This window comes from uncultured Maribacter sp. (assembly GCF_963974015.1).
In the GTDB taxonomy this organism is placed as follows: domain Bacteria; phylum Bacteroidota; class Bacteroidia; order Flavobacteriales; family Flavobacteriaceae; genus Maribacter.
Genome location: NZ_CAXBBZ010000002.1, coordinates 163,273 through 187,982, shown reverse-complemented (window position 1 = coordinate 187,982; position 24,710 = coordinate 163,273). Strand labels below are relative to the sequence as shown.

Sequence of the window (24,710 nt, the reverse complement as noted above, 5' to 3'; positions counted from 1 at the left end):
ATTACAAAACTATTGTAATACCTATTATAAAATAGATATTGACGTTATTTTATAAAAGTACGAGGGAACTACCTTTATTGGAGTTATTAAATATATAGAATACTATTGGTATTCCGTTATAGGAATTCCTTTGAATTTATGAGGATATTCTACCAATTTATAGTGTTTGGGAAGAAAGTATGGTTTGTATTTTCGAAAATATATTTTGCCTTTATTAGTTTAATAGAATCGTAGTATCATAAACTTAAGTCAAGCACATTTGCTTAATCACAGTATTTGAAAATATTCAAGAACCTCTTTACATAGATTTTTACTTTTAAAAAGGAATTACTTTTTTTAAAATTTAGTGTTAAATTCTTACCTGCCCGAAAAGCTACATTCTGAAATATATAATTTTAAAAGTGTTTCAACTATTTATGAGATTCCGTTTGTTAAAACATTTTTATTGATGTTACGAACAAGACGTCTTAAAAAATTTCCAGGACCAATTTCAGTAAATTCAGTCGTTCCATCCTTCAACATATTGAGTATTGTATGCCTCCACATTACAGGATGCGTCAGCTGATCGACTAAATTTTTCTTAATTAATTCTATATCGTCAATTGGTCGTGCGTTGACATTCTGATAAATTGGGCAAATTGGTTTTTTGAATTTTGTTTCGGCTATTGCCGACTTGAATTCTTCAACGATTGGCTCCATAAAAGGAGAATGAAATGCTCCACTTACAGCTAAAGGGAACACACGAACAGCACCTGGCCTTAATTTTTCGCAAACTTCATCTAATGCCTTTGTTTCTCCTGAAATAACAACTTGCTTCAACGCATTATAATTAGCGGGTACAACGACACCTTTTACCTTATCGCAGATATCTTTTACAATAACATCGTATAACCCAACTACAACGGCCATACCTGTATTTTCGATTTCACACATTTTTTGCATAAGCGAGGCGCGCTTGGATATCAGTTTTAGGGCCCATTCAAAATCTAACGATTCAATAGCAGCCAAAGCTGATATCTCACCCAACGAATGCCCGGCAACCACATCGGGTTTAAACCCCTTCCCAAGGGTTTTTGCCAAAATATAAGAGTGTAAAAATATTGCAGGCTGCGAAAATTTGGTTTGCTTTAAATCTACGGCAGACCCATTAAACATAACATCAGTAATTGAATATTTTAAAATAGTATTGGCTTTTTTAAAATATTCTTGAGCCAATTTAGATTTTTCATACAACTCTTTTCCCATACCAGGATATTGAGTGCCTTGACCAGGGAATAAGTACGCATGCATAACTAGAATAGATTGTTAAGATTTTTAAATATTCAATCTTGATATGTAATAGAATCTATAAGAAAACAAGCACTTATTTGTTAAAGTGGAATTTTATCAGATGCTGTTAAGTTTTGTATATCAATATTTTATAAATATATACTACAGTTCAGTAATGTAAACTTTTAATTAAAAATCTGCTTTATGTAACACTTAAAAAGGTTGAAATACACCAAGCCTATTTTTTAATAGTGAAAAATATTAGCGTTTGAATTATAGAAACACACCAACGCAATTAATCATAATGAATAACAAGATATCAAATCCTTAAAGCCTAATATTACTCTACTTCTAAAGTTTAATTCAAGTTAAACAATAACCTTTTAATAGATTCATTTTAAAATACAAGATTTTAATCATTTATCATTACATAGAATTTAAGTGGGCCCATTAGAGTATATAGCCAAAGATTCAAGTGGCATTTTATTCAATGACTTTGCACTATTTATTATGAAACGCTATGCCTCTACCTTCTATACGTCGTAAATTAAACTTGTGTTAATAAAAAAGAATGAACATTCATTTTCTATATCTTTGTGTTTTGATTTTATTAAATATGGCAGCACTTCAAAAAAGTATAGACAAGCGTAACGCATTAATACAAGCGACTATTGAATTAGTGAATAATAATGGGTTTCATGCTACCCCCATGAGTAAGATTGCTAAAATGGCCAATGTTTCACCAGCAACCATTTATCTATATTTTGACAATAAACAAGATTTAGTAAACAAAACCTATATCGAAGTTAAAGCATGTTATACCGCATATGCTTTTGAAACCTATGATAAAACCATGCCAATAGAATTTGGGTTTAAAGTGATTTGGAAGCGCATAGCAGAATTTAAAATAAAAGAAAGTGCAAATGCCCTGTTTTTAGCACAATGTGATAATACTCCCATGATTGATGAAGTAAGCAGAAAAGAAGGGATTAAGCATTTACAGCCTCTCCTCGACTTATGGGCTCGTGGAAAAAAAGAGGGCATTATTAAACCGCTATCAGATTACTTATTGTATGCCTACGCCATAAATCCGTTATCATTCTTAATGATGGCACAAAATCGTGGGTCGATTCAATTAACTCAACTAGAACTAGACCAAGCTTATGAGGCAGCTTGGAGTAGTATTAAAGTCTGTAAGCAACATGAATAAGACAGCTATTATATTAGGAGCTACGGGTTTAACCGGTGGTCTTTTACTTCAAAAATTAATAGATGACAATAGGTACAGTACTATTAAATTGTTTTCACGAACCCGAATTGAAGGATTACCAAATAAGGTAATTCAATTCATTGTTAATATACTAGAACTTGAACGGTATAGAACAGATTTTATCGCAGATGAAGTGTATTGTTGTATTGGTACTACCGCTAAAAAAACACCAAACAAAAAGTTGTATAAGAAGATAGATTACGGGATACCTGTTACCGCTGCCAAGCTTGCAAAGGAAAATGATATACCAACCTTCTTAGTTATTTCTGCCATGGGAGCAAATAAAGCGAGTAATGTGTTTTATAATAGAACAAAAGGTGAAATGGAACAAGATGTGCTTCAGCAAGGAATTAAGAATACTTTAATATTAAGACCCTCATTAATTGGTGGTGAACGTAACGAACGTAGAGTATTGGAAAAAATAGGAATTGTGGTATTCAAAATTATTCAACCACTTTTCATTGGTCCATTAAAAAAGTATAAAACAATAAATGCAGAAAGCATTGCACAAGCCATGGTCAATCTTGCCAATAACGTAAGTAAAACCGAAATAATCATTACTTCAGACAATATTAAACAAATAGCTGAAAAGAAAAAAAAGATTGATATATATGGAATTATTAGACAAATTAAATTGGAGATATGCCGCCAAGGCAATGAACGGTAAAAAAGTAGCTGAAGATAAAATAGAACGTATTCTAGAAGCAGCACGTTTAGCACCTACATCAAGTGGGTTACAACCTTTTGAGATTATAGTGATTAAGAATCAAAAAATTAAAGAACAAATTAGACCAGTTGCATGGAATCAATCTGTAATTACAGACTGCTCTCACTTACTTGTTTTTGCCGCTTGGGATACTTATACTGCAGAAAGAATAAATTACATGTTCGACTTAACGAACGAGATTCGTGGATTTAAAAACGAAGGATGGGAAAATTACCGTCAAATGCTATTAGGCTCTTATCCACAAAAAAGTGCTGAAGAAAATTTTAACCATGCTACGAAACAAGCTTACATAGCTTTTTCGCATTCTATTATTGCAGCGGCATACGAAGGTGTAGATGCTACTCCGTTAGAAGGTTTTGAACCTGATGAAGTTGATAAAATTCTAGGACTTCGTGAGAAAGATTTGCGAAGTGCTGTATTACTGCCTATTGGTTATAGAAATGAAAGTGAAGATTGGTTGGTAAACTTAAAGAAAGTGAGAAAACCAATGAAAGATTTGGTAACTATTATTGAATAAGCTTTTGAAAATTAAAAGGACAAATAAGTTGAGCAATTTTGAATTTAAGTTTTTAAGAAAAGGGTTGTCAGTTATAGACAACCTTTTTTTGTTATCATTAGGTAGTATTAGGTTGCTTATTTATAGCTATTAAGGAATAGTTCATTGACACTCAAATCGCTATAAGTTTTAATATTTCTATATTGAACTTTAGAAAACCAATATCTTCGCGCGCATTATGTGGATGTACCTTGGACTTTTAGCTGCACTATTTTTAGGTTTACATAACTTATGTAAGAAACACGCAGTACAAGGTAATGAAGTCTTTCCTGTTTTATTAGGTACTATCTCTTCAGGATTTTTATTACTCCTCCCCTTTTATATTGGCTCTGTATTTTTTAAAGAGCACATGATTGAAATTCAGTTTTATATTACTGATATTCCCTTAAAAACACATGGTTTTATTGCGGTTAAGTCCGCTATAATGGCCGCTTCATGGGTATTGGCATACCAAGCATTAAAACATCTCCCCATTACTATAGTTACTCCTATACGTTCTGCTGGTCCGTTTTTCACCTTTATTGGTGCAATAACTATATATAACGAAAAGCCGAATACGTATCAATGGATAGGCTTTTTTCTTATCATTTTCTCAGTTCTTCTTTATTCCAGAATTGGAAAAAAAGAAGGAATCCACTTTAAGCGCAACAAATGGATATTTGCAATTATTGGCGCAACTTTTTTAGGTGCTTCCAGCGGTTTGTATGATAAATTTCTGATACAAAGTTTAGCTTTAAATCCGCAGACCTTACAATTCTGGTTCTGCTTCTATACGGTCTTAATTTTGCTCATCATTTTAACAATTACCTGGTTTCCGAATGCAGACAAAAGAAAAGCCTTTAAATGGCGGTGGTCCATACCCTTGGTCGGTATACTATTGCAAATAGCCGATTATTTTTATTTTAAGGCATTACAAGATCCTGACGCATTGATTATGTTGCTATCTGCCATTAAACGAAGTCAGATATTGATAGCAGTAGTAATAGGTGGGGTATTATTTAAAGAACAAAATAAACGAAAGAAGTTAGTGCCTCTAGCGGGAATTATGACAGGTGTTTTTCTAATTCTGTATTCTTAGAAAACGAACAAGTTTGTGAGTGGCAATTATAAAAATGGAGGTTATACTCTATTTTCCCCATTTGATGGCTGTATATTTGTTCAATTATTAGCCTTTACTTGGGTTAAGTAATTTTATTAGTTTATAGTTATGTCGTTTAAAAAACTGAATCCTTATTTGTTAGAAATGTTAGAGGGTTTTTCAATTGAAGAACCTACACCTTTTCAAAAAAGCAGTATTCCCATTATAAAAAGTGGTTCAAATGTATATTGTACCGCTCCAAAAGAAAGTGGAAAAACGACTACTCTAATTCTTACCACACTTCAAAAATTAAAATGTGAAGCAGTTGGTAATGCACCCAGGGCTGTCGTAGTTGTTGAGAATAAAGAAAAGGTATTAGAACTTTACGATGAATTTCTGCGGTTTACGAAGTATTCTTCCCTTCGATTGTATGCAAGCTATAAAGAGTTACATATCGATATTCAAAAATCGGAAATATTTGAAGGTATAGATATATTAATTACAACACCTACTACCCTACACAAATTATTTCTTTTAAATGGTGTAAGCACTTCGCAATTAAAAATTTGCAGTATTGATGATGCAGATTTTTTGGTGCAAAAATCAGAATACACTGCTATGATTACAGTGGCTCAGAGTATAATGAAATGTCAGTATGTATTGTATTCTGAAAAATTGAATCCGAAGTTAAAGCGTTTCGAAGAGTTCTTTATGGAACGTGCGCACCATGTGAAAATTTAATACTCGAATAGACTTCTTTTTTTAGGTGCAAATGTTAAAATCAGGTATGTTTAAATTTTATGATGGTCGATAACACCAACTCTTCTCTCGAATTAGAAGTTGATATTTCCTCTTTCTTATCCATGCCTTTAACACATGCCATAACCACTAAAAGTAAAATACTTGAGATAAGATTAATTTTGCTAGTTATAGTTTCATACTTGGCATTATTTAATATTAAGTAAAAAAGTCATTGGTCAATGACTTTTTATATCGATCAACGATTATCATTTAATAACCAATATTTAAATAGTGGTGTGTGTGTGTGTGTAGTATATAGAATTTACAAAAATAAATAAAAGCAATAGTTAACTTCTCAAGCTTTTAGATGTGCGGTATAAAATTTAATTGAAACTAGAGTTTTATCCTTAGACCGGTACCTTGTTTTATATAATCATGTTCATTTAGTTTTTTAAAAGTGCTATTATAGCCTATATCAAAAATGTCATCAATATATCTCATGCCGAATGTAGCAAATGGGCTTAATTCTTCTGGTGAAATAACCAAGTCACCTTTTTTTAATATCAGTTGCGGTAATAAATAGAGATTTCGGTATTGATTCAAAAGTGTCTTTTGGGAAGAACTTTTTAAACTCATCATAAAATTTTTCAGTATCCAGAAATCCTGGTTTCTTAAGAGCAAATCTATTAGTATGAAAAATTGGAATAGCGTTGATAAACTCTAAAATATATGGCCATTTAATTCCTCCAGCATGCAAAGCACCTACGATTGTCCCGGCACTTGTACTAGATATATGTGTGGGTGATATACCATATTCCTCTAAAGCTTAAATAACTCCATTGTGGGCAAAACCCCTAATGCCACCTCCTGATAATACTATACCTGTGTTTATTTTAGATGCTTTTTATTCTATAACTTATAAAAGAAATAATCACTTTTTGATGACTAGTATAAATTAGAATAACCCTCTATCGATTTCTGTATTCGCTATACCAACACTATAGTAGTAAATATTCTCGTTTGAGGATTGAAAAATTCGATAAATCTGTTCCCGATTTAAAACAACCATAATTACAATGAAATTATAAGTCAAAGGAAATTTTAATACCCTCTACAATCATACCGGTACCTATAATAGCTATAATTAAACCCATTATCTTACCTATTACAGAGATAACATTATAACCCACTACTTTAACTATATGATCACTTAACCTAAAAGTGAAATAAGTTATTAAACTCATAAGACCAAAAATTGCTATTACCAAAAATATTTGAATGGGCTCAACTTTAGATACAAAATTCATTGAAGTAACAATCGTTCCAGGACCAGCTAAAATTGGTATTGCTAGAGGAGATACCGCTATGTTTTCATCAATGTGTACATGCTTTATACTTTTTACACTAGATTGTTTTGATTGAAGCATATCAAAACCGATATAAAAAATTAAGATACCACCTGTAATTTTAAATGCGGGAATACTAATATTGAAAAGTTCAAAAATAAACTTACCTAAAAGCACAAAAACGGTTACAATAATAAACGCAATAATATTGGCTCTTTTATTTATATCTAGTTTTGTTTTTTCATCTGCGCCTTGAGTTAAGGACAAAAAAAGTGTCATGTTCGATATGGGGTTTGTAATAGCGAAAAACCCAGTGAATACGGTAATTGAGAAAGTAATTAAGTTATCCATTTGTCATGAAAATATTTATCAAAATAGTTTGTGGAAACTTTTCCCTTATATATTTTAAAAATGCAAAATTACTTGAATTTTGTGACGTGGAATAGTGCTTTATTATAAAGCCCTATTAAAATTAATGTCTTTAAAATTTTGCTTATGAATGGTAAGTATGTATTAAAAGAAAATGCACCAATATAATTCGATGCATTCCAATCTATCCGTTACTCTAAATTATTTCAAAGTAACGATATTCTTAAATTCTTTTCTTGACTTCTCATGTGCCGCATCTGCTTTTATGTAATCAAAAGCGACCATAAAAGATAAGCCATATTTATCGGTATCCACACCAAACTTTTCTTTCAATAAAGCTTCTGCTTTTTCTTGGTAAAAGCCTTCAATTGGGCAAGAATCGATTTCTGTTAATGCAACTGCTGTCATCATATTTCCTAAAGCGAAATAGGTTTGTTTAGCTAATCAGTCGAATAATTTTTTATTCGTATCCAAATCAAAATCACGTTGCTGAAATTCTCTATAGAATTTTGAATACATTTCAATAGCATCGGCAGGTAAATGCTTAACTTCTTTCATCATATGCATGATGTATTTAGCATCGTGGTTTACCATTGGCGATTTCATGCTTAAACCTAAAACAAAGTGGCCAGCAGTATCCAATTTTAAGGGTGCTACCCAAATTACGGAGTGAACCCTAATTTTACAATTAAAGCAATTGGAAAAATACGGATTAATAACACGTAAAGTGTATACTGAAAAACCTCCTTTGAAAGTATAATATTCATTAACACAATTTGGCAAAGCTTAGCTCTAGTTCTCACTTCTAAGGCAAATTGTGGTAAAATGGTAGCGGATGAAAAAGGATAAATTATTTAATAATAAACTTCACTATGCCCTACCTGCTTGTATTTATAATCTTTAAAACTTTGATTATTAAATTTTATAAACCTTTGTTAAAAAATGAACGTTCATTCTTTTTTGTAATACCTTTGAATAGGGCAAGAATTAAATACTCTAACTCTAGATAAATATAGTATTTGGTTGAAGTAACATTTAACGATAATAGAAGGTGGATTTAAGGTCGCTGAAATTAAAATATATAAGGTATGACTAAGTCAATAATATTAAAAAAACGTCCCGTAGGTACTCCTACCCTTGCCGATTTCGAAATGAAACAAGTAGAAAATTTACTTAAAATATCTGAAGGAGAAATTTTATTGGAAACTGAGTATATTTCCGTAGACCCTTATTTACGTGGTCGAATGAGTGATGCTAAATCGTATATAGAACCCTTTGAAGTAGGAAAACCTGTTAGTTCGGGTATTATAGCAAAGGTAGTTGATTCTAAAAATGAAAAATTCAAAAAAGGAGATTTCGTTGCCGGATTACTACCCTGGAAAACCAAACAAATATCGAATGGCGAAGGTTTACAGAAAGTTGATAAAGATAAAGCTCCTTTGAGTGCCTATTTAGGTATTGTTGGTATGACAGGCCTAACAGCTTTTTTAGGTCTTCATGAAATTGGAAAGCCAAAAAAAGGAGAAACTTTAGTTGTTTCTGGTGCTGCAGGGGCCGTTGGTAGTGTTGTTGGTCAGATAGGTAAAATACTTGGACTTAATGTTATCGGTATTGCTGGATCTGATGAGAAAGTGAATATGCTGACATCGGAACTTGGTTTTGACCATGGTATCAATTACAAAACCACAAAAGATATGAAATCTGCTATTCAAAAAGCAGCTCCCAATGGTGTAGATATCTATTTTGATAATGTTGGAGGTCCAATTTCTGATGCTGTTTTATTCAGTATTAACAGATTCGCAAGAATGGTTATTTGTGGTGCAATATCGGTTTATAATAACACCGAATTACCAACAGGCCTTAGCGTACAGCCTTTCCTAGTGAAGAATAGTGCATTAATGCAAGGGTTTATTGTTTCAAATTATGCGGATAAATTCCCTGAAGCAATGAAGCATTTAGCTACTTGGTTGGGTGAAGGTAAATTGACTTACAAAGAAACCATAGTAGAAGGTTTCGAAAATACTCCCAAAGCGTTTTTAGATATGATGGCAGGAAAAAATAAAGGAAAAATGATAGTTAAGGCATAACAAAGCCATTAGTAATAAATCAAAAATTAAAAAAAAAGAAAATGAAAATATTATTTGTATTGACCTCTCACGATACATTGGGAGACACAGGAAAGAAAACAGGATTTTGGATTGAGGAATTCGCTGCTCCGTATTACGCTTTATTAGACAAAGGTGCCACTATTACCGTGGCTACACCAAAAGGAGGTCAAGCGCCCATTGACCCTAGTAGTGATACTGAAGATGCGCAAACTAAAGATACGAAACGCTATAAAGAAGATAAAGCAGCTCAAGATGTAATTGCAAATACAAAAATTTTAACAAACATCAATGCTTCAGATTTTGATGCAGTGTTCTACCCTGGTGGGCACGGACCGTTGTGGGATTTAGCAAATGATGCTACGTCTATTAAATTGATTGAAACATTTAACGAACAAGATAAGTCAGTAGCATTTGTATGTCACGCTACAGCAGCACTAAAAGGTGTTAAGGGAAAAGATGGTAATCCGTTAGTGAAAGGAAAAAAAGTTACAGGCTTTACCAATACGGAAGAAGCTGCTGTTCAATTAACGAATGTAGTTCCGTTTTTAGTAGAAGATATGTTGAAGGAAAATGGCGGAATCTATTCTAAGAAAGAAGATTGGACTGCTTATGCAATTCAAGATGGTAATTTAATTACTGGTCAAAACCCTGCTTCGTCAGAATTGGTGGCTGAAAAGCTATTGGCCTCTTTGAAATAAGACGATAATTTTCAAAATTGCAAAGTCCAATAAACACATGTTTACTGGACTTTTTTTAAACATGGTTGTTACACCTTTAAGCTAATTATATAAAATATCGTAAGTATTGAATACTAGCCCATGGTCATATGATTGCGTTTCGGTAAGATTCAGTTTATAGCCTTGTTTTGAATTACCGAATAACCGAATACCATCACCAAGTAGTAAAGGATTCAATTTTACCTTTAGTACATCTATGAACTTTTGTTCTAAAAGCCAACCAGCAAAAATACCTCCGCCGCATAAATAGATATGGGTTTTAGAAGTTTCTTTTAGTTCTCGAATTTTTTCAGTTTCATAATCAGTAAGTACATGAACTTTTTCATGCTTGTTTTCAAAGCTCAAGGATTTAGAAAATATATAGTGGACCATATGAGGATAAGCGGGTTGCCCTGATTTTAATCCGAAGCCATACCCAAACTCATACGTTTTTCGACCCATGATAACAGTTTCAAATTCCTTTAAATCGACCAAGTATTGTGAAATGCCGTTACCTTCTCCAACAAATCCGCTAACATCAGCGTCGAGTCAGCATATAAAGTTATCAATAGAAATAGCTATATAGTACATTACTTTCTTCATCATATCCTTTTTAGCTATCCTTAAGTTACAATTTTGGTATAATATTTTGATTTACCCTAAAAAAGTTGGTAGGATCATATTGATGCTTAATTTGCGTTAATCGTTCATAGTTTTGCTTATAGCTTGCTTTAACGCGTTCTTGACCCTCATCCATCATGAAATTAGAATAGGCCCCTCCGGCAGAATATGGATGTAAGGCATTGTAATAATCTTTACACCATTTGGTAATTTTATCGGCATTCTTAGGGTCTGGGTCAACACCAACATAAACGCCACAATACTCTGCGTCACGGTATGCCCATGGTGTATCTGTAGCTCCTACTCTACTTGCTGCACCCGTAATTGGATATAAATGCATCTGAGATAAAGGGGTCGGTATCGCTGAACCGAATTTTAAATGCTGTGCCCGTATATCTGCGTTTAGTGAATTAAAGAAATCGGCACGCCAGTACCATTGCATACCAGTAGGTAATAAGCCATCGAACATGGTTTGAATAGCAGGATAAGGCAATTCCCCAACATGAGCGAATATTGGTTTTTTAGCTAAAATTGGGGCGAAAACTTCTTTTGCCTTCGTCATATCCCCAACATAACACCATACAATACCACAGAACTTTTTGTTGTGTAAATGTTCTGGAAATGGTGATTCTGGGATAATCATTGTTGCTATAAATCCATTAATATCATCAGAGGCTGTTCGGATAAATCCATCGAACCATTCCATAATTTCCTCTACTTGTTCAATGGGCCATAATGTTGGTCCGCCATAAACAGTATTGAGATTATGTGCCTGAAATGTAAATTCAGTAACCACACCAAAGTTTCCACCTCCACCACCAATTGCCCAGAACAAATCTACATTCTCATTTTGATTAGCTGAAACAATAGATCCATCTGCCAAAATCATTTCGGCTCCCAAGAGATTATCAATGGTGAGACCGTATTTGCGAGCTAGATATCCAACACCACCACCTAGGGTCAATCCGCCAACACCAGTACTTGAAACCATCCCTGAAGGTATGGCAAGTCCATACTCATGGGTAGCTGTATCCACTTCATTCCAAATACAACCGCCCCCAACTTTTACAGTGCTGTTATCCGTATTTACCGTAATAGACTTAAGTCCAGATAAGTCAATGACCAATCCGCCATCGCATAATCCTAGTCCGCCGCCATTATGGCCACCTCCTCTAATTGCAACAAGAAGATTATTATTCCTACCAAAGTCAACGGCTACTTTAACATCATTCACATCGGTGCACATAGCAATAGCGCCAGGATGTTTATCAATCATAGCGTTATATACTTTTCGTGTTTCATCATACAAAGTGTCGTTAGGTGTAATTAGCGCACCTTTTAATTGCTTCCGTAGGCTTTTTATAATTTCTTCTGTGATAGGCTGTTGAAGGTTTTTCATGGTTTGTTCCGTTTTTATGCTATAGAAGTACTTAGTTTATTTTGATATCATCATTCCTTTTAAGGACCATAATATAGCAAGGACATCCTTTTTGGATTCCTCATCAATACCGTTTTGATCCAAGGCTTTGAAAATATCATCCATCACGTGCATATATTCTCCAGGACTTATATTCATTCCTGTATGGGCAGTGACCATATCCTTTCCAGTATACGTTGCTGGTCCGCCACTACCGGCACTAAAAAAGTCAATAGTATGGCTTTTAATTATAGCCAGACGTTCGGGTTGATCTTTAAAAGGTATGAACCTAGCGTTAATGGCTGGGTTTTCCATATGGTTAGTAACGGTGTTATCAACAATAGTGGAAATTCCTGCTCTTCCTCCTAGACGTTCAAAAAGTGATTTATTCATGATATTTAGTTTTTAAAGTGATTATTGTTTTGATAATTTGGTTAATGGAATAAACATCGGCACCTTTTTTTGATAGTTAACATAGGTTTCTCCCAATGCTTTTTTAAGGTCTCTTTCTTCTAAGAATTTTACAGCTACCAGAATGTAAACAGTAGTCACCACTGCAAATAGTAAGTGGCCGGTAGTCATTGTTGGGGTTGCCCAAAAAGCAATCAAAAAACCGAGCATTATAGGATGACGAACCAAGCCGTAGAAAAAATTAGCCTGAAATGATGGGGACTTCGAAACGTTGTTTTTTAAATTATCTAAAATTTGAGTCAGACCAAATAGTTCAAAATGACTGATCATAAAAGTGGAGAGCAATACAATAGTCCATCCAATAAAATAAATGACCTGTACGCTTATTACCATTGAATTGTTTTCAATAGTACAAACTATGTTAGGCATAGGTTGCCATTTCCAAAAAAGGAGCAAAAGTGCCAAACTGGTCAATAAAATATAGGTACTTCTTTCTGCTGGCTTGCCTATTATCTGAACCCACCATTTTTTGAATGCCGGTCTGGCAATTACACTATGTTGCAATGCAAAGAGGCTCAATAACCCAACATTAATAAGTAAAGCGGTCATCAAATTTATTTCAACACCTATATCTATACCTTTTGATACCCAAAGGTTATTGACAAAGCCAATAGAATAAACGAAAGCAATCAAAAAAATAATGTAGGCCAGAATTCCGTAAATGAGTATTAACATTTTTCTCATGACTTTTAATGTTTCGATGGTCTCTACCAAATCTAGTCATGCTTTTTCATTATGAATTCTACATTTCAACCAAACACTATAACAAATCGTTCAGAATGTAATTCTTTTTATCTCAATTACTTATGTACTCTTAATAAAGGAAGATGGCGAAATTCCATACCTTTTATGAAAACACTTTGTAAAATAGGCAGCACTGTTGAAGCCTGTTTCAAAAGCGATTTCAGAGATACTTTTTTCTTTTTTATATAATAGCTTTACCGAGTTTTCTAGTCGGTGTTCTTGAATCAAATTATTTGTGGAAGTATGTAATATGCTTTTCGTTTTTCGATACAGTTGAGAAGTGCTCAAACCTAAATGGGAACAAAACTTCTCGACACCTAAATCAGGATTCTGCCATTCACTATCTAAGTAATTCATAACACTATTTAAAAACTGTTCTTCTTGAAATGGAAGTGTTTTTATTTCCTTATCACATAATTGTAAGTTCTGATTTTCACTTTCGTATAATTCCTTTACTTCAGAAGTGATGACGATTTGTCCCCGCGAGATATTTGACAATCGCATAGCAGTTTTTATGGTTTCCTCGAAAAAACCATGTTCTTTGGTGACGGGTACACCAGCACTTACACCAATACACAATTGTTTAGTGTTCGTTTTAAAGTCAGAAAAAACCTTTTTGATGGCCAACGAAGCATCAATGGCCTTAGTGGTGGAGGTAAAAGAAATTAATAAGTAGTTAGTTGAATTTTTAATCAAACGACCTTCATTTTTTTCTGTAATCGTTTTAATCAATGTGAACAGTTTGTTGTTAGGTACAGTGGCTAGTTCGTTTTCAAAAAGTTGAAGTACCACTAGAATTCTAAAAGCAGGATCATTAACAATATTCAATTCTGTTTTTTGAGATTTTGCAGGATCCTCTATTCGACCTAAAAATGATTCAACAATACTGGCATCCACTTCAATGATTGTATTTGGCACCTCACCATGTGCTTGGGCATGCATTTCTGCAATAGCTTCTTTATTAGGTGCCTCTACCAAGCAAAAAGCTGTTTTACGATTATCATCATACCAATAGGTAAGCCCTTTACAGCAGTATTGATGTTGAATTAGAAGATCTTCTTTATGAAGTGCAGCTACTATTTCAGCAGTTACTTCTTCCGCCACATCGTGGCGATCCATGTATATGGGCATTTGGTATATTTTACAAGGTTAACACTCGTATAAACTCGGGGGAAGTATGGTCGTAAGCTTGTTAAATGTAATAATTATTTATTTATGACGGAATGTAGAAGTTCAGGTTCATCGATGGTTATAGGTAATTTAAGAGTTGCAAATACTTTAAATTAATTCTGGATAGCTTCAATTATATCCATAAGTTAATTGAATAGGTTTTGCAATAGGTATGTTAACTAAAATAAATATACCCATTATCGATTTCTATTTTGACCAAGTAAAGCAAGTGTTATTCTAGGTTTTATCTATTCAATAATATAAAATTCTATTTATAATACAGGCTTCCTCACAGTATAGTTGCCCCTAATTTTAGATAACTTTGTCAATTATTAGCAAAATAACCTAATATGAGCATTTTCAGAACCCTATTTTTCTTTTTCATTTTTCAAACGTTTAGTCAAAATACATATGGACAATTGGTGAATATTGAGTCGAAAAGAATGCAGAAAGATTCTACCCGGTTTGCACTAAAAAGTGATGTCTTAGCTAATTATACAGATAATAATGGAGACTATATTTTTCAAATAGGTTCAAACATTACCACTCAATTAAAGTCTAAAGATTTAAAGAAAATATACTTTTTCATTGGTAACTATAATCTTATTAGAAGTCAAGATCAAGATTTTCAGAACTCATGGTTTTTTCATTTTCGCTACAATCAAAAAATATCTGAACTATTTAGATTAGAAGCATTCATTCAAAACCAGAATAACAAATTATTGACTATTACCAGTAGAAATTTAATCGGTGCGGGCATTCGTTTAAAAATGATTTCAACTGAAAATACAAAGGCTTATTTTGGAAATGCATATATGTACGAAATTGAAAGGATTGATGTTAGCAATGAACTTTTTTATAATCACAGAAACAGTAGTTACCTATCAATAAATCAATCATTTAAAAAAACACGATTAGATCTAACGGGAACAATATACTTTCAACCGTTATATCAACAAATCGCTAATCATCGCATATTGTGTCAATTAAAGGCCGAATTACCAATAACAGAAGTAATAAGTTTATCTGCACTTTATAATTATTTCTATAGCAGTTTTTCGCCTACGGCGGAAAATGACCGCTCTTCTAACTTGAGTTTCGGCTTCACATTTACTATGTAAATTGATTTTTTCAATCAATTTTAGTATGATTAAAAGTAATCTTAAAATTGAAACTCACCATTAAGATTTATAACCCCCTAAGGATAAAAGTAATATGTATTTAATTGAAATTTTGTGAATATCTATCTTCTTTTTTAACCGTAAGAACTATGGCTAAAACTTATATTTGACACCCCTAAAACAAAATAAGATGAGCGCCACTTGGTACGAGTGTAAAGTAAAATATAGAAAACTTGATGAAGCTTCAGGTACACAAAAAGTAAAAACAGAACCTTTTTTGGTCGATGCAATTTCCTATACTGAGGCCGAAAGCAGAATTACCGAAGAAATGGCGGCTTATTTAAGCGATAGTGATGAAATTAAAATCACTAATATTAAAGTAGCTAACTATGCCGAAATTCATCCTTTTGAAAATTCAGACCGATGGTTTAAATCTAGAGTTTCTTTAATTGCCTTTGATGAAGAAAGCGGTAAAGAACGTAAGACGAATATGTATTTGCTGATACAGGCAAATGATGTTAAAGAAGCTTATGACAATACCATTAGTATTATGAAAGATACTATGGGTGAGTATACTGTACCTGCCATTTCAGAATCACCTATTATGGATGTATTTCCATATTTTTCAGGTGAAGAGGATGATATGGCACGTGTAGAAAAATTTAATAGTTTGAAAGATTCAGTACCTGCAGTGGCAGAAGTTATAGAAGAAGAACCTATTGAAGCTGAAACTGAGGCAGAAGTCTAAGCTTAAACTCTAAATTCTCTCGGACTTTTTCCTTTCAATTTTTTGAAAGTGCGATTAAAGTGAGACACACTTTCAAAACCACAGTCAAAAGCAATGGCCTGTATATATTTATCTGTAGTTGATAAATACATACAGGCCTGTTCAATTCTAGATGAATTTAAAAATGTGACGAATGAATGTCCTACAGCTTTTTTAAACCATCTACAAAAAGACTGTTCTACCATATTGGTTCTCTCTGCCATTTCTTTTACGGTAAGCTTTTTATCTAAATTTTCAAGTATATAACAGATAATAGTTTTTATTTTATCTTGAGATTCAGCACTTATTATTTGATGATCATATAATGAGGAAGCGAGATACTTTCTATTTTTATGATGAAATAATTGATCCAATATTTGAAGCAAAACCGCTACCTGTACTGTTGGGGTTACACTTTCAAAATCATGTATCAATTGAAGAGTAGTTGCTTTTGGTTCAATAAATTGAATTCCTCTTTCCGCTTCTTTGTATAAGATATGCAGTAGTTCACATTCCTTAATCGAATTAAATATATGGGATGGAAATTGAAGTACTATAGCTCCTTGCCGTTCCTGTCCATCATATTTTAAAGATGCGTAATTATGAGGAAGATTCGCTCCCATAAGAACCAAATCATTTTTAGAATAGGGAAGAATACTATTTCCAACAAAACGAGTACCACAACCTTTAGTAATAAGGGTAAGTTCTAACTCTGGATGATAATGCCAAAATGGTTTAAACTGAGTTTCTTCCAATTTAAAAAAACGGAAAGATATATTTGATTCTTGTAAACCGATATTTTCGACAACAGGCTTCATAATAACTTATATAAACATTTATTTATGATAAATTAAGTAATAAAAGTTTAGATATACATAGCATTGGTTAAAATCGAAAAACTTTTAACGAGGTTAACTTCCTAATTTTACATATCTAAATCGTATTTATTATGAAAAAGCATGAATTAATTGATAAACCATATATCCTAACCAAAGATCAGATTGATTTTTACAGTACATACCGTTACATTAAATTGAAAGATGTTTTTGATGCAGAAACGCTTTCATATTATAATGAGCATATTTCAAAAAAAGTGACAGAAATGAATGCAGATTCAAAACCTTTAGAAAAAAGAGATACCTATGGTAAGGCCTTTGTACAGTTATTCAATTTGTGGAAGGAAGACGGAGCCATAAAGACACTAATATTTTCAAAAAGATTGGCACAAATAGCCACAGACCTTATGCAAGTTAAGGGTGTGCGACTATACCATGATCAAGCTTTATTTAAGGAAGCAGGCGGCGGTATTACTCCTTGGCACGCCGATCAGTATTATTGGCCATTGCAAACTGATAAAACTGTTACCGCTTGGATACCTTTACAAGAAACCCCATTAACTATGGGGCCTTTAGAGTTTAGTGCTGGAAGCCATGAAATTATTGATGGTAGAGACCTTTCTATAAGTGATGAAAGTGAAAAGGCCATACAAAATAGATTGAGAGTAACCGATTTTAAACATGTTGTCGAGCCTTTTGATGTTGGTGAGGTCAGTTTTCATTCCGGTTGGGTATTTCACCGTGCAGGAGCGAATACAACTCAAGAAATGCGTAAGGTAATGACCGTCATTTATATGGATAAGGATATGAAATTAAAAAAGCCAAGTAATGATGGTCAACAGAATGATTGGGATACTTGGTGTCCTGGTGTCCAAATTGGAGAAACCATTAATTCACCCTTGAACCCTGTTCTATATTAAATGAAGAAAATTAACTATCTATATCCGCATTGGGGAAGTGATGATTTATCTGTCTCAGATTTTTTTGAACTTATACAGATTCAAGGTTTTCAAGGAGTTGAAATTAATCTTCCTAATAATAAAACCTTCGAAATAGAATTTTTGAGAGGTTTGGAAAAATCACGAGAACAAAATCCAAATTTTGTTTGCGTTTTACAGCAAGTATTACCTGTAAAATTGGAAACGGTGGAAGCATATATTATAGATGTTTTGACTCAGCTAGAACGTATGTTGCCTTACCATCCAAATTTTATTAATTCCCATACCGGAAAAGACCACTTTTCATTTAAAGATAATTGCTTGGTAATCGAAGCAATAGAAAGCTTTTCTAAGCTAAACAATATTCCTGTTTATCATGAAATTCACAGGGGTCGCTTTACTTTTCATTCCGCCACTACCCTTTGTTATTTAGATAAATATCCTCAATTACAGCTAGTAGGAGATTTATCTCATTGGTGTGTAGTTTCAGAAAGTATGCTACAAGATCAAGAACATATATTTGAAAAGATTATTCCACATATTAAACATATTCATGCACGAGTCGGTTTTGAACAGGCACCACAGGTTAACAATCCTTTTGCTCCAGAATGGAAAACGTATCTAGAACAATATCTGCACTGGTGGCAACGTGTAATAAATGAGCATTTAGCTTTGGATACTTTTTCGATAACTCCTGAATTTGGACCCTATCCTTATATGCCTCAAGCTCCATTTAGTAAAGAGCCACTGGCTAATCAACAAGAATTAAATGTAACTATGAAAGCCTATTTAGAAAGTCGATTGAAATTTTAAAGAACGAATTATAAATAGCCAAAGTTAGATTGCTAAGATTATATAAGGTAAAATGGATTCATGGATTTCAAAACAAGTTTACCTATATTTATATACAAATAAATCAACCTAATACACAATCTTATGTCTTCAAGAAGAGAATTTATAGAGAAACTTTCGATTACAGCTATCAGTGTGCCCTTAATATACAGTCCTGCACAACTGTTCGCCGCAAGTTCAGAACCTTATGAAGGACCTATTTTAAAAGTTGCCATTATGGGCTTAGGTAGCTATGGTACACGAGTGGCTGAGGCTATGCAATCATGTACACGTGCTAAATTAGTAGGTGTAATTAGTGGTACACCTAGCAAAATAAAAAAGTGGCAATCGAAATATGGCATTCCAGAAAAGAATTGCTACAACTACGAAAATTTTGATGCGATAAAAGATAATCCAGATATTGATGCCGTATATATTATTACCCCAAATGGATTGCACAAGGACCAAACTATTCAAGTAGCAAAAGCAGGTAAACATGTTATCAGTGAAAAGCCGATGGGTATCAACGCCCAAGAAGGGCAAGAAATGGTAGACGCCTGTAAAGCCGCCAATGTAAAGCTATTGATTGGCTATCGTATGCATTTTGAACCTAAAACTGTAGCCGTAATTCAAATGCGTAAAGATGGGGTATTCGGGGATACTAAATTCTTTCAAGGCCAATCTGGTTTTACCATCGGTGATCCTACTCAATGGCGTTTAAACAAAGAACTGTCTGGTGGTGGTGCCATGATGGACATCGGAATCTATTCTATTAATGGTGCACGCTATATGCTAGGTGAAGAACCAGTTTGGGTAACGGCACAAGAAACAAAGACCGACCCCGAAAAATTCAAAGAGGGCATCGATGAAACTATACAATTTCAAATGGGTTTCCCTAGTGGTGCAGTAGCCAATTGCCTTTCTACGTACAGTATGAATAATTTAGACAGATTTTATATGACTGGTTCTAAGGGATTTGTAGAAATGCAGCCTTCTACAGGTTATGGTCCAATTGAAGGGAGAACGCATAAAGGTCCTTTGACCCAACCTCACATCACACACCAAACCTTACAAATGGATGGTATGGCCGCACTCATTTTTGATGGTGTACAGCCCATTGTTCCTGTAGATGGCGAGGAAGGTGTAAAGGATATGAAAATTATTGATGCAATCTTTAAAGCTGCTAAAACCGGACAGAAAGTTACATTATAAAAGTATAATTGAACTACTAGAAACTTAATACTCTAGAAGTTCAATTTTTCTAAAATCTATGGGGTGGCTGTTGGACTGTAAGGAAATATAGCCGCCCTTTACTTTGGTATACTCACCATCCATCAGCATTTTAGCCATTTCATTCTCCGGATTGTATGTAGGATTTGCGTAGCTTAAAATTTCTTCCCCATTTACATAATGGGTAATCTTACCATTTTTCACTTCAATTTCAGCCGTGACCCATTGGTTTCCATGAAAGGTTCTGCCTACTTCTGCAGGGATACACGTAGTGGTATTCTTTTCTCCCATGTATTCTATAAACATACCGTTGGTACAGGCGGCACCTAATGGTCTTTCTTCTGTTCCATTACCACCATGGAAATTATATTCCAAACAAACGGGAAAGGCATCGTCTAGTTTTTGAGTAGTAGGGGGCTGTCCCTGAAATTGAATACCACTATCACGATAACCCCAAGTTGGTGCCCCTGGAGCCGTTTCACCTACAAACCTATATTCTACTTTTAATCTATAGTTAGTCAAATATTTATCAAAATAAACCGTACCGAAACGGTCATTGAAATTTGAACCATAGGCATCATATCGTATTTTTAAGATACTATCTTCAACTCGCAATGTATTCCCGAAATTCTCACCTAAGGGATAGCCTCTAATTTTTATGGTCCAACCTGTTAAATCGGTTCCATTAAAAATAGAGGTCCATTTTGGCTGATCATCAACTGAGACCACATCAGATAAAGTATCAGCACTTTTAACTGCTTTTATATTTCCGCAGGATACAAAGGTTACGAGTATTATAAAACTCATTACCATTATGGTTAGGGAGCGTGAATTCATTTTCGGGCAAATTTATAATGTTAGTCCTAATGTACACAAAAATTAAGAGAATAATACCTTTGCTAAGGTTAGCATCATTAACGGTAAAATTATTTATTATGGCATATCTAATACATTCTTGTAAAGACCATATTTTGTTTTCTGCTTTTGTTCCGAACTCTTGGGTTAAAGTAAGCTGAGCAAATAATATACTTACGATCAGGATATAAAGTTTCATTCCATACGTGTATTTTAATTAACGCGTATGGAATGAAACTTTATATCTAAATATTAAAAGAGAATAGAAGTCTGCTAATTATACCTTTACAGAAAGGGTAGTTTTATCGACGAGATTTTTAAGGCAAGTCGAAATAATAGTATATCAACTAGCCTAAATTTTTAACCATTGATTTTTTGCTTGATTTCATTTAATTGAACCCTAAGCTCTTTTAAACGTTCAATTTCTTCTTGACCTGGTTTTTTATCAGAACCACCTACTATGTATGATAAATAAGCTATTTGGGCTACAAGCATTTGTCGCGGATATGCACCATCATCATTTTTAAGTGCTTTTAAAAGTAACTCTAAATCTGATTTTTTTGAACCTTGTGCTTTCTTGATATCAGCTTCTATAGATGCTTGTAATTTTCTGGCCTCGGTCAATAAATCTAAAACTTCATCTTCCAAAATCAATTGCTCTTTAATGGTTGTGCTTGTAACCCCTTCCGATTCTAAACGAGGATCTATAAGAACTTCAAAAGATTGTTCTATAGTTTCATTGCCTGCAGTAAGTTTAACAGTGTATAAACCTGGTGGCACCATTGGTCCGTTTTTATAACTACGAGATTTCTTATCGCTCCATGCACCTTTTTGGTTTAAGTCCCAATGGAATCGATTTAATCCTTTTTTTGTTTCCAGTTTAGTGTCATTATATGAAAAGGTCATACTTAAGCCCATGTCTTCAACGGCTTCAGATGATGACTTTAATTGTGTAGAATCACTAACAATAGTAACAATAGATTTTTTGTTTGAATCTAATATTTCAAGCTGAACATTTTTTTTATAGTCCTTTGGAAGGTAATAATCGATAATGACACTAGTTGATGGGTAATTTGGAAAATCTGAAGATCTTCTTGGTGTTCGATAACGAATCGTATTATCTGGCTTAAACAATACAGCTTTATTATTTAATTTACCTACTTCTGGGTTTCTTAATGATGTAATATTGTCTAAAATCCAAAAACCACGGCCCATTGTACTCAATACCAAGTCGCCTCGATTTATAATTATATCCGTTATTGGTGTTACAGGTAAGTTTTGTTGAAATGTCTTCCAATTTTTACCATCATCAAAAGAAACGAACATTCCGTATTCTGTTCCGGCATATAGCAATCCAACTGTTTCGGGGTCTTCTCTTAATACCTTACTTGTATAATCTGAAGGAATTCCATTTGTTGCAGTACTTAATAGTTCCCAACTTTTCCCGAAATCTTCAGTTTTGTAGAAATAAGGTGTAGTATCACCTAATAGGTGTCTATCCACAGAAATGTATGCTTTAGCGGCATTGTATTGAGATGGTTCTATCGACTCTACCCTACCACCTTTCGGTAATTTTTTGGGTGTTACAATTTCCCAAGTTTGGCCACCATTTTTAGTAACTGAAATTACTCCGTCATTAGAGCCTGTCCATATTAAGTCTTTTTGAATTTTAGATTCTCTAATCGAGTATAATGTGCTGTAGTATTCTTCACCTGTAATATCACGTGTAATTATATCTCCGGAAATTACTTGCTTGTCTTCCTCAAAGGCAGTTAAGTCTGGCGATATTGTTTCCCAAATTTCACCATTATTTCTGGTTTTGTGCACATACTGTGACCCCATATATACCACGTCTGGGTCATGAGGAGATACGTGTACCGGTGCCACACGTTGAAACCTATACTTTAAGTCTTTTGGGTTATGTCCATAAATGTTAGATGCCCCAATAGAATACTCGCGATTAGTACCCGTTAGCTTACTGTAAACACTAAACCGCCCTTTACAGTTGTTGTAAACCGTATTATGGTCACCGGGCTTTGGTATTGCTGGTCCTGTTTCACAACCACCAACATCTATCATTACCTGTGTACCCTGAGCTAAAGTGGCACTTGGTGATGAACTAGGTATAGCAATCGTTGTGTTATCTTGTTGTGCACCGTATACCCAATAAGGATATTGGTCATCAACCGCGACTTGATAAATTTCTGCGGTAGGTTGATTGAATTGTGAAGACCAAGTTTTACCTCCATTATGTGAAATATTGGCACCACCATCGTTACACTGTATTAATAAATCGGGATTATTAGGATTCATCCATATATCATGGTTGTCTCCATGTGGTACATCCATTTCATTCCATGTTTTTCCACCATCTGTAGATTTCAATAAAGGATTTGCATTTGAATAAACAATATCACCATTGGTAGGATCTACTTCTATATTTGTATAATAAAATGGTCTGTTCACCAATCCTTTTTCGCTTGATGTTTGCGTAAATGAATTGCCTTGATCTACAGATTTGTAAACTCCGCCTTCGTCACCTGGTGCTTCAATTATAGCATATAAAATTTTCGAATCAGATGCCGTGACTCCTAAATCAATTTTTCCTATTAATCCTTCTGGTAATCCTTTTTCAAGTTTCACCCAATCTTTTCCGGCATTGACAGATTTGTAAATGCCACCATCTTTATTCTCGCCACCTGAATCTATAGTCCATGGTTTACGCTGTGCTTTCCAAGCTGCTGCAAAAACAACATTTGGGTTTCCAGGTAATAGTTCTAAATCTGCAAAGCCAGTTTTGTTTGAAACAAATAGAACCTTCTCCCAAGTTACACCACCATCAATAGTTTTATATACTCCACGCTCTTCATTGTCTTTAAAAGCATTACCAATTGCAGCTACCCATACGATATTACTGTTAGTTGGGTCTATTTCAACAGCACCTATTTGACCTACATTATCAAGGCCGATATGCGACCATGTTTTTCCTGCATCTATTGATTTATAGACTCCTTTACCATGGATGATATTACTACGAAGTCCGTCTGAACCTGTGCCGACATAAACAATATTTGGATCATTGGCCGCTATTTCTATAGCGCCAATTGATGGAGTATTGAAAAAACCATCGGAAACATTGTTCCAAGTGGTTCCATAATCTTCCGTTTTCCATACCCCTGCCCCGGAAGCTCCCAAATAAAAAGTGCCTGGTTCAGTTGGTGTTCCTGTTACCGTGGTTACACGACCACCTCTTAAGGGGCCAATAGTTCGGTATTCAAAAGCTGAAAAATCTTGAGAAAAAAGTGTTGTTGAAATAAATAAACAAGTGATAAAAGCAAGGTTCCGGAATAATCTATTCATTGGTATTTTATAATTGATTGGTCAGAACCTAAAGTTAGTTAAACCAAAAATTATAACATAGCTTTCGCTTCATTTTTGCAATTATCTTATTTTCATGAATATATATTACGTATTATAATAAAGAAGGTTAATTTAAACCTATTCTTATCAATACTTGATCATCAATTGTA

General features: G+C 33.9%; 23 protein-coding genes and 2 pseudogenes. 13 read left to right on the top strand and 12 right to left on the bottom strand.

Annotation, left to right across the window (positions count from 1 at the left end; all coding sequences use genetic code 11):
- Positions 1-414 precede the first annotated feature (414 nt).
- Entirely contained in the window at positions 415-1,290 is an 876-nt protein-coding gene (gene fabD / locus AACZ41_RS05300) for an ACP S-malonyltransferase (RefSeq protein WP_339627310.1), read from the bottom strand.
- A 595-nt stretch (positions 1,291-1,885) separates the two neighbouring features.
- Here fabD and AACZ41_RS05295 point away from each other — a divergent pair.
- From AACZ41_RS05295 to AACZ41_RS05275, 5 genes are all read left to right on the top strand, one after another.
- Positions 1,886-2,479 (top strand): TetR/AcrR family transcriptional regulator, encoded by a 594-nt coding sequence (locus AACZ41_RS05295; RefSeq protein ID WP_339627309.1) that lies wholly within the window; start codon positions 1,886-1,888, stop codon positions 2,477-2,479.
- On the top strand, positions 2,472-3,206 hold the full coding sequence (locus AACZ41_RS05290; RefSeq protein ID WP_339627308.1) for a nucleoside-diphosphate sugar epimerase: 735 nt from the start codon (positions 2,472-2,474) through the stop codon (positions 3,204-3,206). Before AACZ41_RS05295 ends, AACZ41_RS05290 begins: the two co-directional genes overlap by 8 nt.
- Positions 3,151-3,783: an NAD(P)H-dependent oxidoreductase gene (locus AACZ41_RS05285; RefSeq protein ID WP_339627307.1), complete on the top strand. Its 633-nt coding sequence runs from the start codon at positions 3,151-3,153 to the stop codon at positions 3,781-3,783. Before AACZ41_RS05290 ends, AACZ41_RS05285 begins: the two co-directional genes overlap by 56 nt.
- A 217-nt stretch (positions 3,784-4,000) precedes the next feature.
- Positions 4,001-4,900, top strand: a complete 900-nt coding sequence (locus AACZ41_RS05280; RefSeq protein WP_339627306.1) for an EamA family transporter — start codon at positions 4,001-4,003, stop codon at positions 4,898-4,900.
- A gap of 129 nt (positions 4,901-5,029) precedes the next feature.
- The gene (locus AACZ41_RS05275; protein WP_339627305.1) at positions 5,030-5,641 is read left to right on the top strand and encodes a DEAD/DEAH box helicase; all 612 of its coding nucleotides are present in this window, start codon (positions 5,030-5,032) and stop codon (positions 5,639-5,641) included.
- Between the two features lie 393 nt (positions 5,642-6,034).
- Here AACZ41_RS05275 and AACZ41_RS05270 read toward each other — a convergent pair whose 3' ends face one another.
- From AACZ41_RS05270 to AACZ41_RS05260, 3 genes and pseudogenes are all read right to left on the bottom strand, one after another.
- Positions 6,035-6,280: a hypothetical protein gene (locus AACZ41_RS05270; protein ID WP_339627304.1), complete on the bottom strand. Its 246-nt coding sequence runs from the start codon at positions 6,278-6,280 to the stop codon at positions 6,035-6,037.
- A 443-nt stretch (positions 6,281-6,723) separates the two neighbouring features.
- On the bottom strand, positions 6,724-7,338 hold the full coding sequence (locus AACZ41_RS05265) for a MarC family protein (protein WP_339627303.1): 615 nt from the start codon (positions 7,336-7,338) through the stop codon (positions 6,724-6,726).
- Between the two features lie 219 nt (positions 7,339-7,557).
- Positions 7,558-7,785: pseudogene (locus AACZ41_RS05260) on the bottom strand (NAD(P)H-dependent oxidoreductase); the annotation flags it as partial.
- Positions 7,786-8,017: 232 nt separating this feature from the next.
- Here AACZ41_RS05260 and AACZ41_RS05255 point away from each other — a divergent pair.
- The 3 genes and pseudogenes from AACZ41_RS05255 to AACZ41_RS05245 all read left to right on the top strand — a co-directional run.
- A pseudogene (locus tag AACZ41_RS05255) lies at positions 8,018-8,113 on the top strand (winged helix-turn-helix transcriptional regulator); the annotation flags it as partial.
- Positions 8,114-8,444: 331 nt separating this feature from the next.
- Entirely contained in the window at positions 8,445-9,443 is a 999-nt protein-coding gene (locus tag AACZ41_RS05250; protein ID WP_339627302.1) for an NADP-dependent oxidoreductase, read from the top strand.
- 41 nt (positions 9,444-9,484) lie between these two features.
- Positions 9,485-10,162, top strand: a complete 678-nt coding sequence (locus AACZ41_RS05245; RefSeq protein WP_339627301.1) for a type 1 glutamine amidotransferase domain-containing protein — start codon at positions 9,485-9,487, stop codon at positions 10,160-10,162.
- A gap of 81 nt (positions 10,163-10,243) precedes the next feature.
- Here AACZ41_RS05245 and AACZ41_RS05240 read toward each other — a convergent pair whose 3' ends face one another.
- The 5 genes from AACZ41_RS05240 to AACZ41_RS05220 form a co-directional block, all read right to left on the bottom strand.
- Complete coding sequence (locus AACZ41_RS05240; protein ID WP_339627300.1) at positions 10,244-10,642, bottom strand: dihydrofolate reductase family protein; 399 nt, start codon at positions 10,640-10,642, stop codon at positions 10,244-10,246.
- 166 nt (positions 10,643-10,808) lie between these two features.
- Positions 10,809-12,200, bottom strand: coding sequence for an FAD-binding protein (locus AACZ41_RS05235; RefSeq protein WP_339627299.1), 1,392 nt, complete (start codon positions 12,198-12,200; stop codon positions 10,809-10,811).
- Positions 12,201-12,236: 36 nt separating this feature from the next.
- Complete coding sequence (locus AACZ41_RS05230) at positions 12,237-12,611, bottom strand: group 1 truncated hemoglobin (RefSeq protein ID WP_339627298.1); 375 nt, start codon at positions 12,609-12,611, stop codon at positions 12,237-12,239.
- Positions 12,612-12,632: 21 nt separating this feature from the next.
- Positions 12,633-13,373: a methanethiol S-methyltransferase gene (mddA, locus tag AACZ41_RS05225; RefSeq protein ID WP_339627297.1), complete on the bottom strand. Its 741-nt coding sequence runs from the start codon at positions 13,371-13,373 to the stop codon at positions 12,633-12,635.
- A 120-nt stretch (positions 13,374-13,493) separates the two neighbouring features.
- Positions 13,494-14,564, bottom strand: coding sequence for a nickel-binding protein (locus AACZ41_RS05220; RefSeq protein ID WP_339627296.1), 1,071 nt, complete (start codon positions 14,562-14,564; stop codon positions 13,494-13,496).
- A gap of 389 nt (positions 14,565-14,953) precedes the next feature.
- Between AACZ41_RS05220 and AACZ41_RS05215 the strand changes: the two genes are divergently transcribed.
- Both AACZ41_RS05215 and AACZ41_RS05210 read left to right on the top strand, forming a co-directional pair.
- Entirely contained in the window at positions 14,954-15,724 is a 771-nt protein-coding gene (locus AACZ41_RS05215; RefSeq protein ID WP_339627295.1) for a DUF481 domain-containing protein, read from the top strand.
- A 190-nt stretch (positions 15,725-15,914) separates the two neighbouring features.
- A complete protein-coding gene (locus AACZ41_RS05210) occupies positions 15,915-16,472 on the top strand; it encodes a DUF4494 domain-containing protein (RefSeq protein ID WP_339627294.1) in 558 nt (185 codons plus the stop codon).
- A gap of 2 nt (positions 16,473-16,474) precedes the next feature.
- On the opposite strand, the gene AACZ41_RS05205 is transcribed toward AACZ41_RS05210, so the two are convergent.
- Positions 16,475-17,308 (bottom strand): AraC family transcriptional regulator, encoded by an 834-nt coding sequence (locus tag AACZ41_RS05205; RefSeq protein WP_339627293.1) that lies wholly within the window; start codon positions 17,306-17,308, stop codon positions 16,475-16,477.
- A 131-nt stretch (positions 17,309-17,439) separates the two neighbouring features.
- Here AACZ41_RS05205 and AACZ41_RS05200 point away from each other — a divergent pair, with 131 nt between their 5' ends.
- From AACZ41_RS05200 to AACZ41_RS05190, 3 genes are all read left to right on the top strand, one after another.
- Complete coding sequence (locus AACZ41_RS05200; RefSeq protein ID WP_339627292.1) at positions 17,440-18,246, top strand: phytanoyl-CoA dioxygenase family protein; 807 nt, start codon at positions 17,440-17,442, stop codon at positions 18,244-18,246.
- On the top strand, positions 18,247-19,077 hold the full coding sequence (locus tag AACZ41_RS05195) for a sugar phosphate isomerase/epimerase (protein WP_339627291.1): 831 nt from the start codon (positions 18,247-18,249) through the stop codon (positions 19,075-19,077).
- 123 nt (positions 19,078-19,200) lie between these two features.
- Positions 19,201-20,307: a Gfo/Idh/MocA family oxidoreductase gene (locus AACZ41_RS05190; protein WP_339627290.1), complete on the top strand. Its 1,107-nt coding sequence runs from the start codon at positions 19,201-19,203 to the stop codon at positions 20,305-20,307.
- Between the two features lie 24 nt (positions 20,308-20,331).
- Here AACZ41_RS05190 and AACZ41_RS05185 read toward each other — a convergent pair whose 3' ends face one another.
- Both AACZ41_RS05185 and AACZ41_RS05180 read right to left on the bottom strand, forming a co-directional pair.
- Positions 20,332-21,132, bottom strand: a complete 801-nt coding sequence (locus AACZ41_RS05185; RefSeq protein WP_339627289.1) for a DUF1080 domain-containing protein — start codon at positions 21,130-21,132, stop codon at positions 20,332-20,334.
- Positions 21,133-21,540: 408 nt separating this feature from the next.
- On the bottom strand, positions 21,541-24,540 hold the full coding sequence (locus AACZ41_RS05180; protein WP_339627288.1) for a hypothetical protein: 3,000 nt from the start codon (positions 24,538-24,540) through the stop codon (positions 21,541-21,543).
- Positions 24,541-24,710 lie beyond the last annotated feature (170 nt).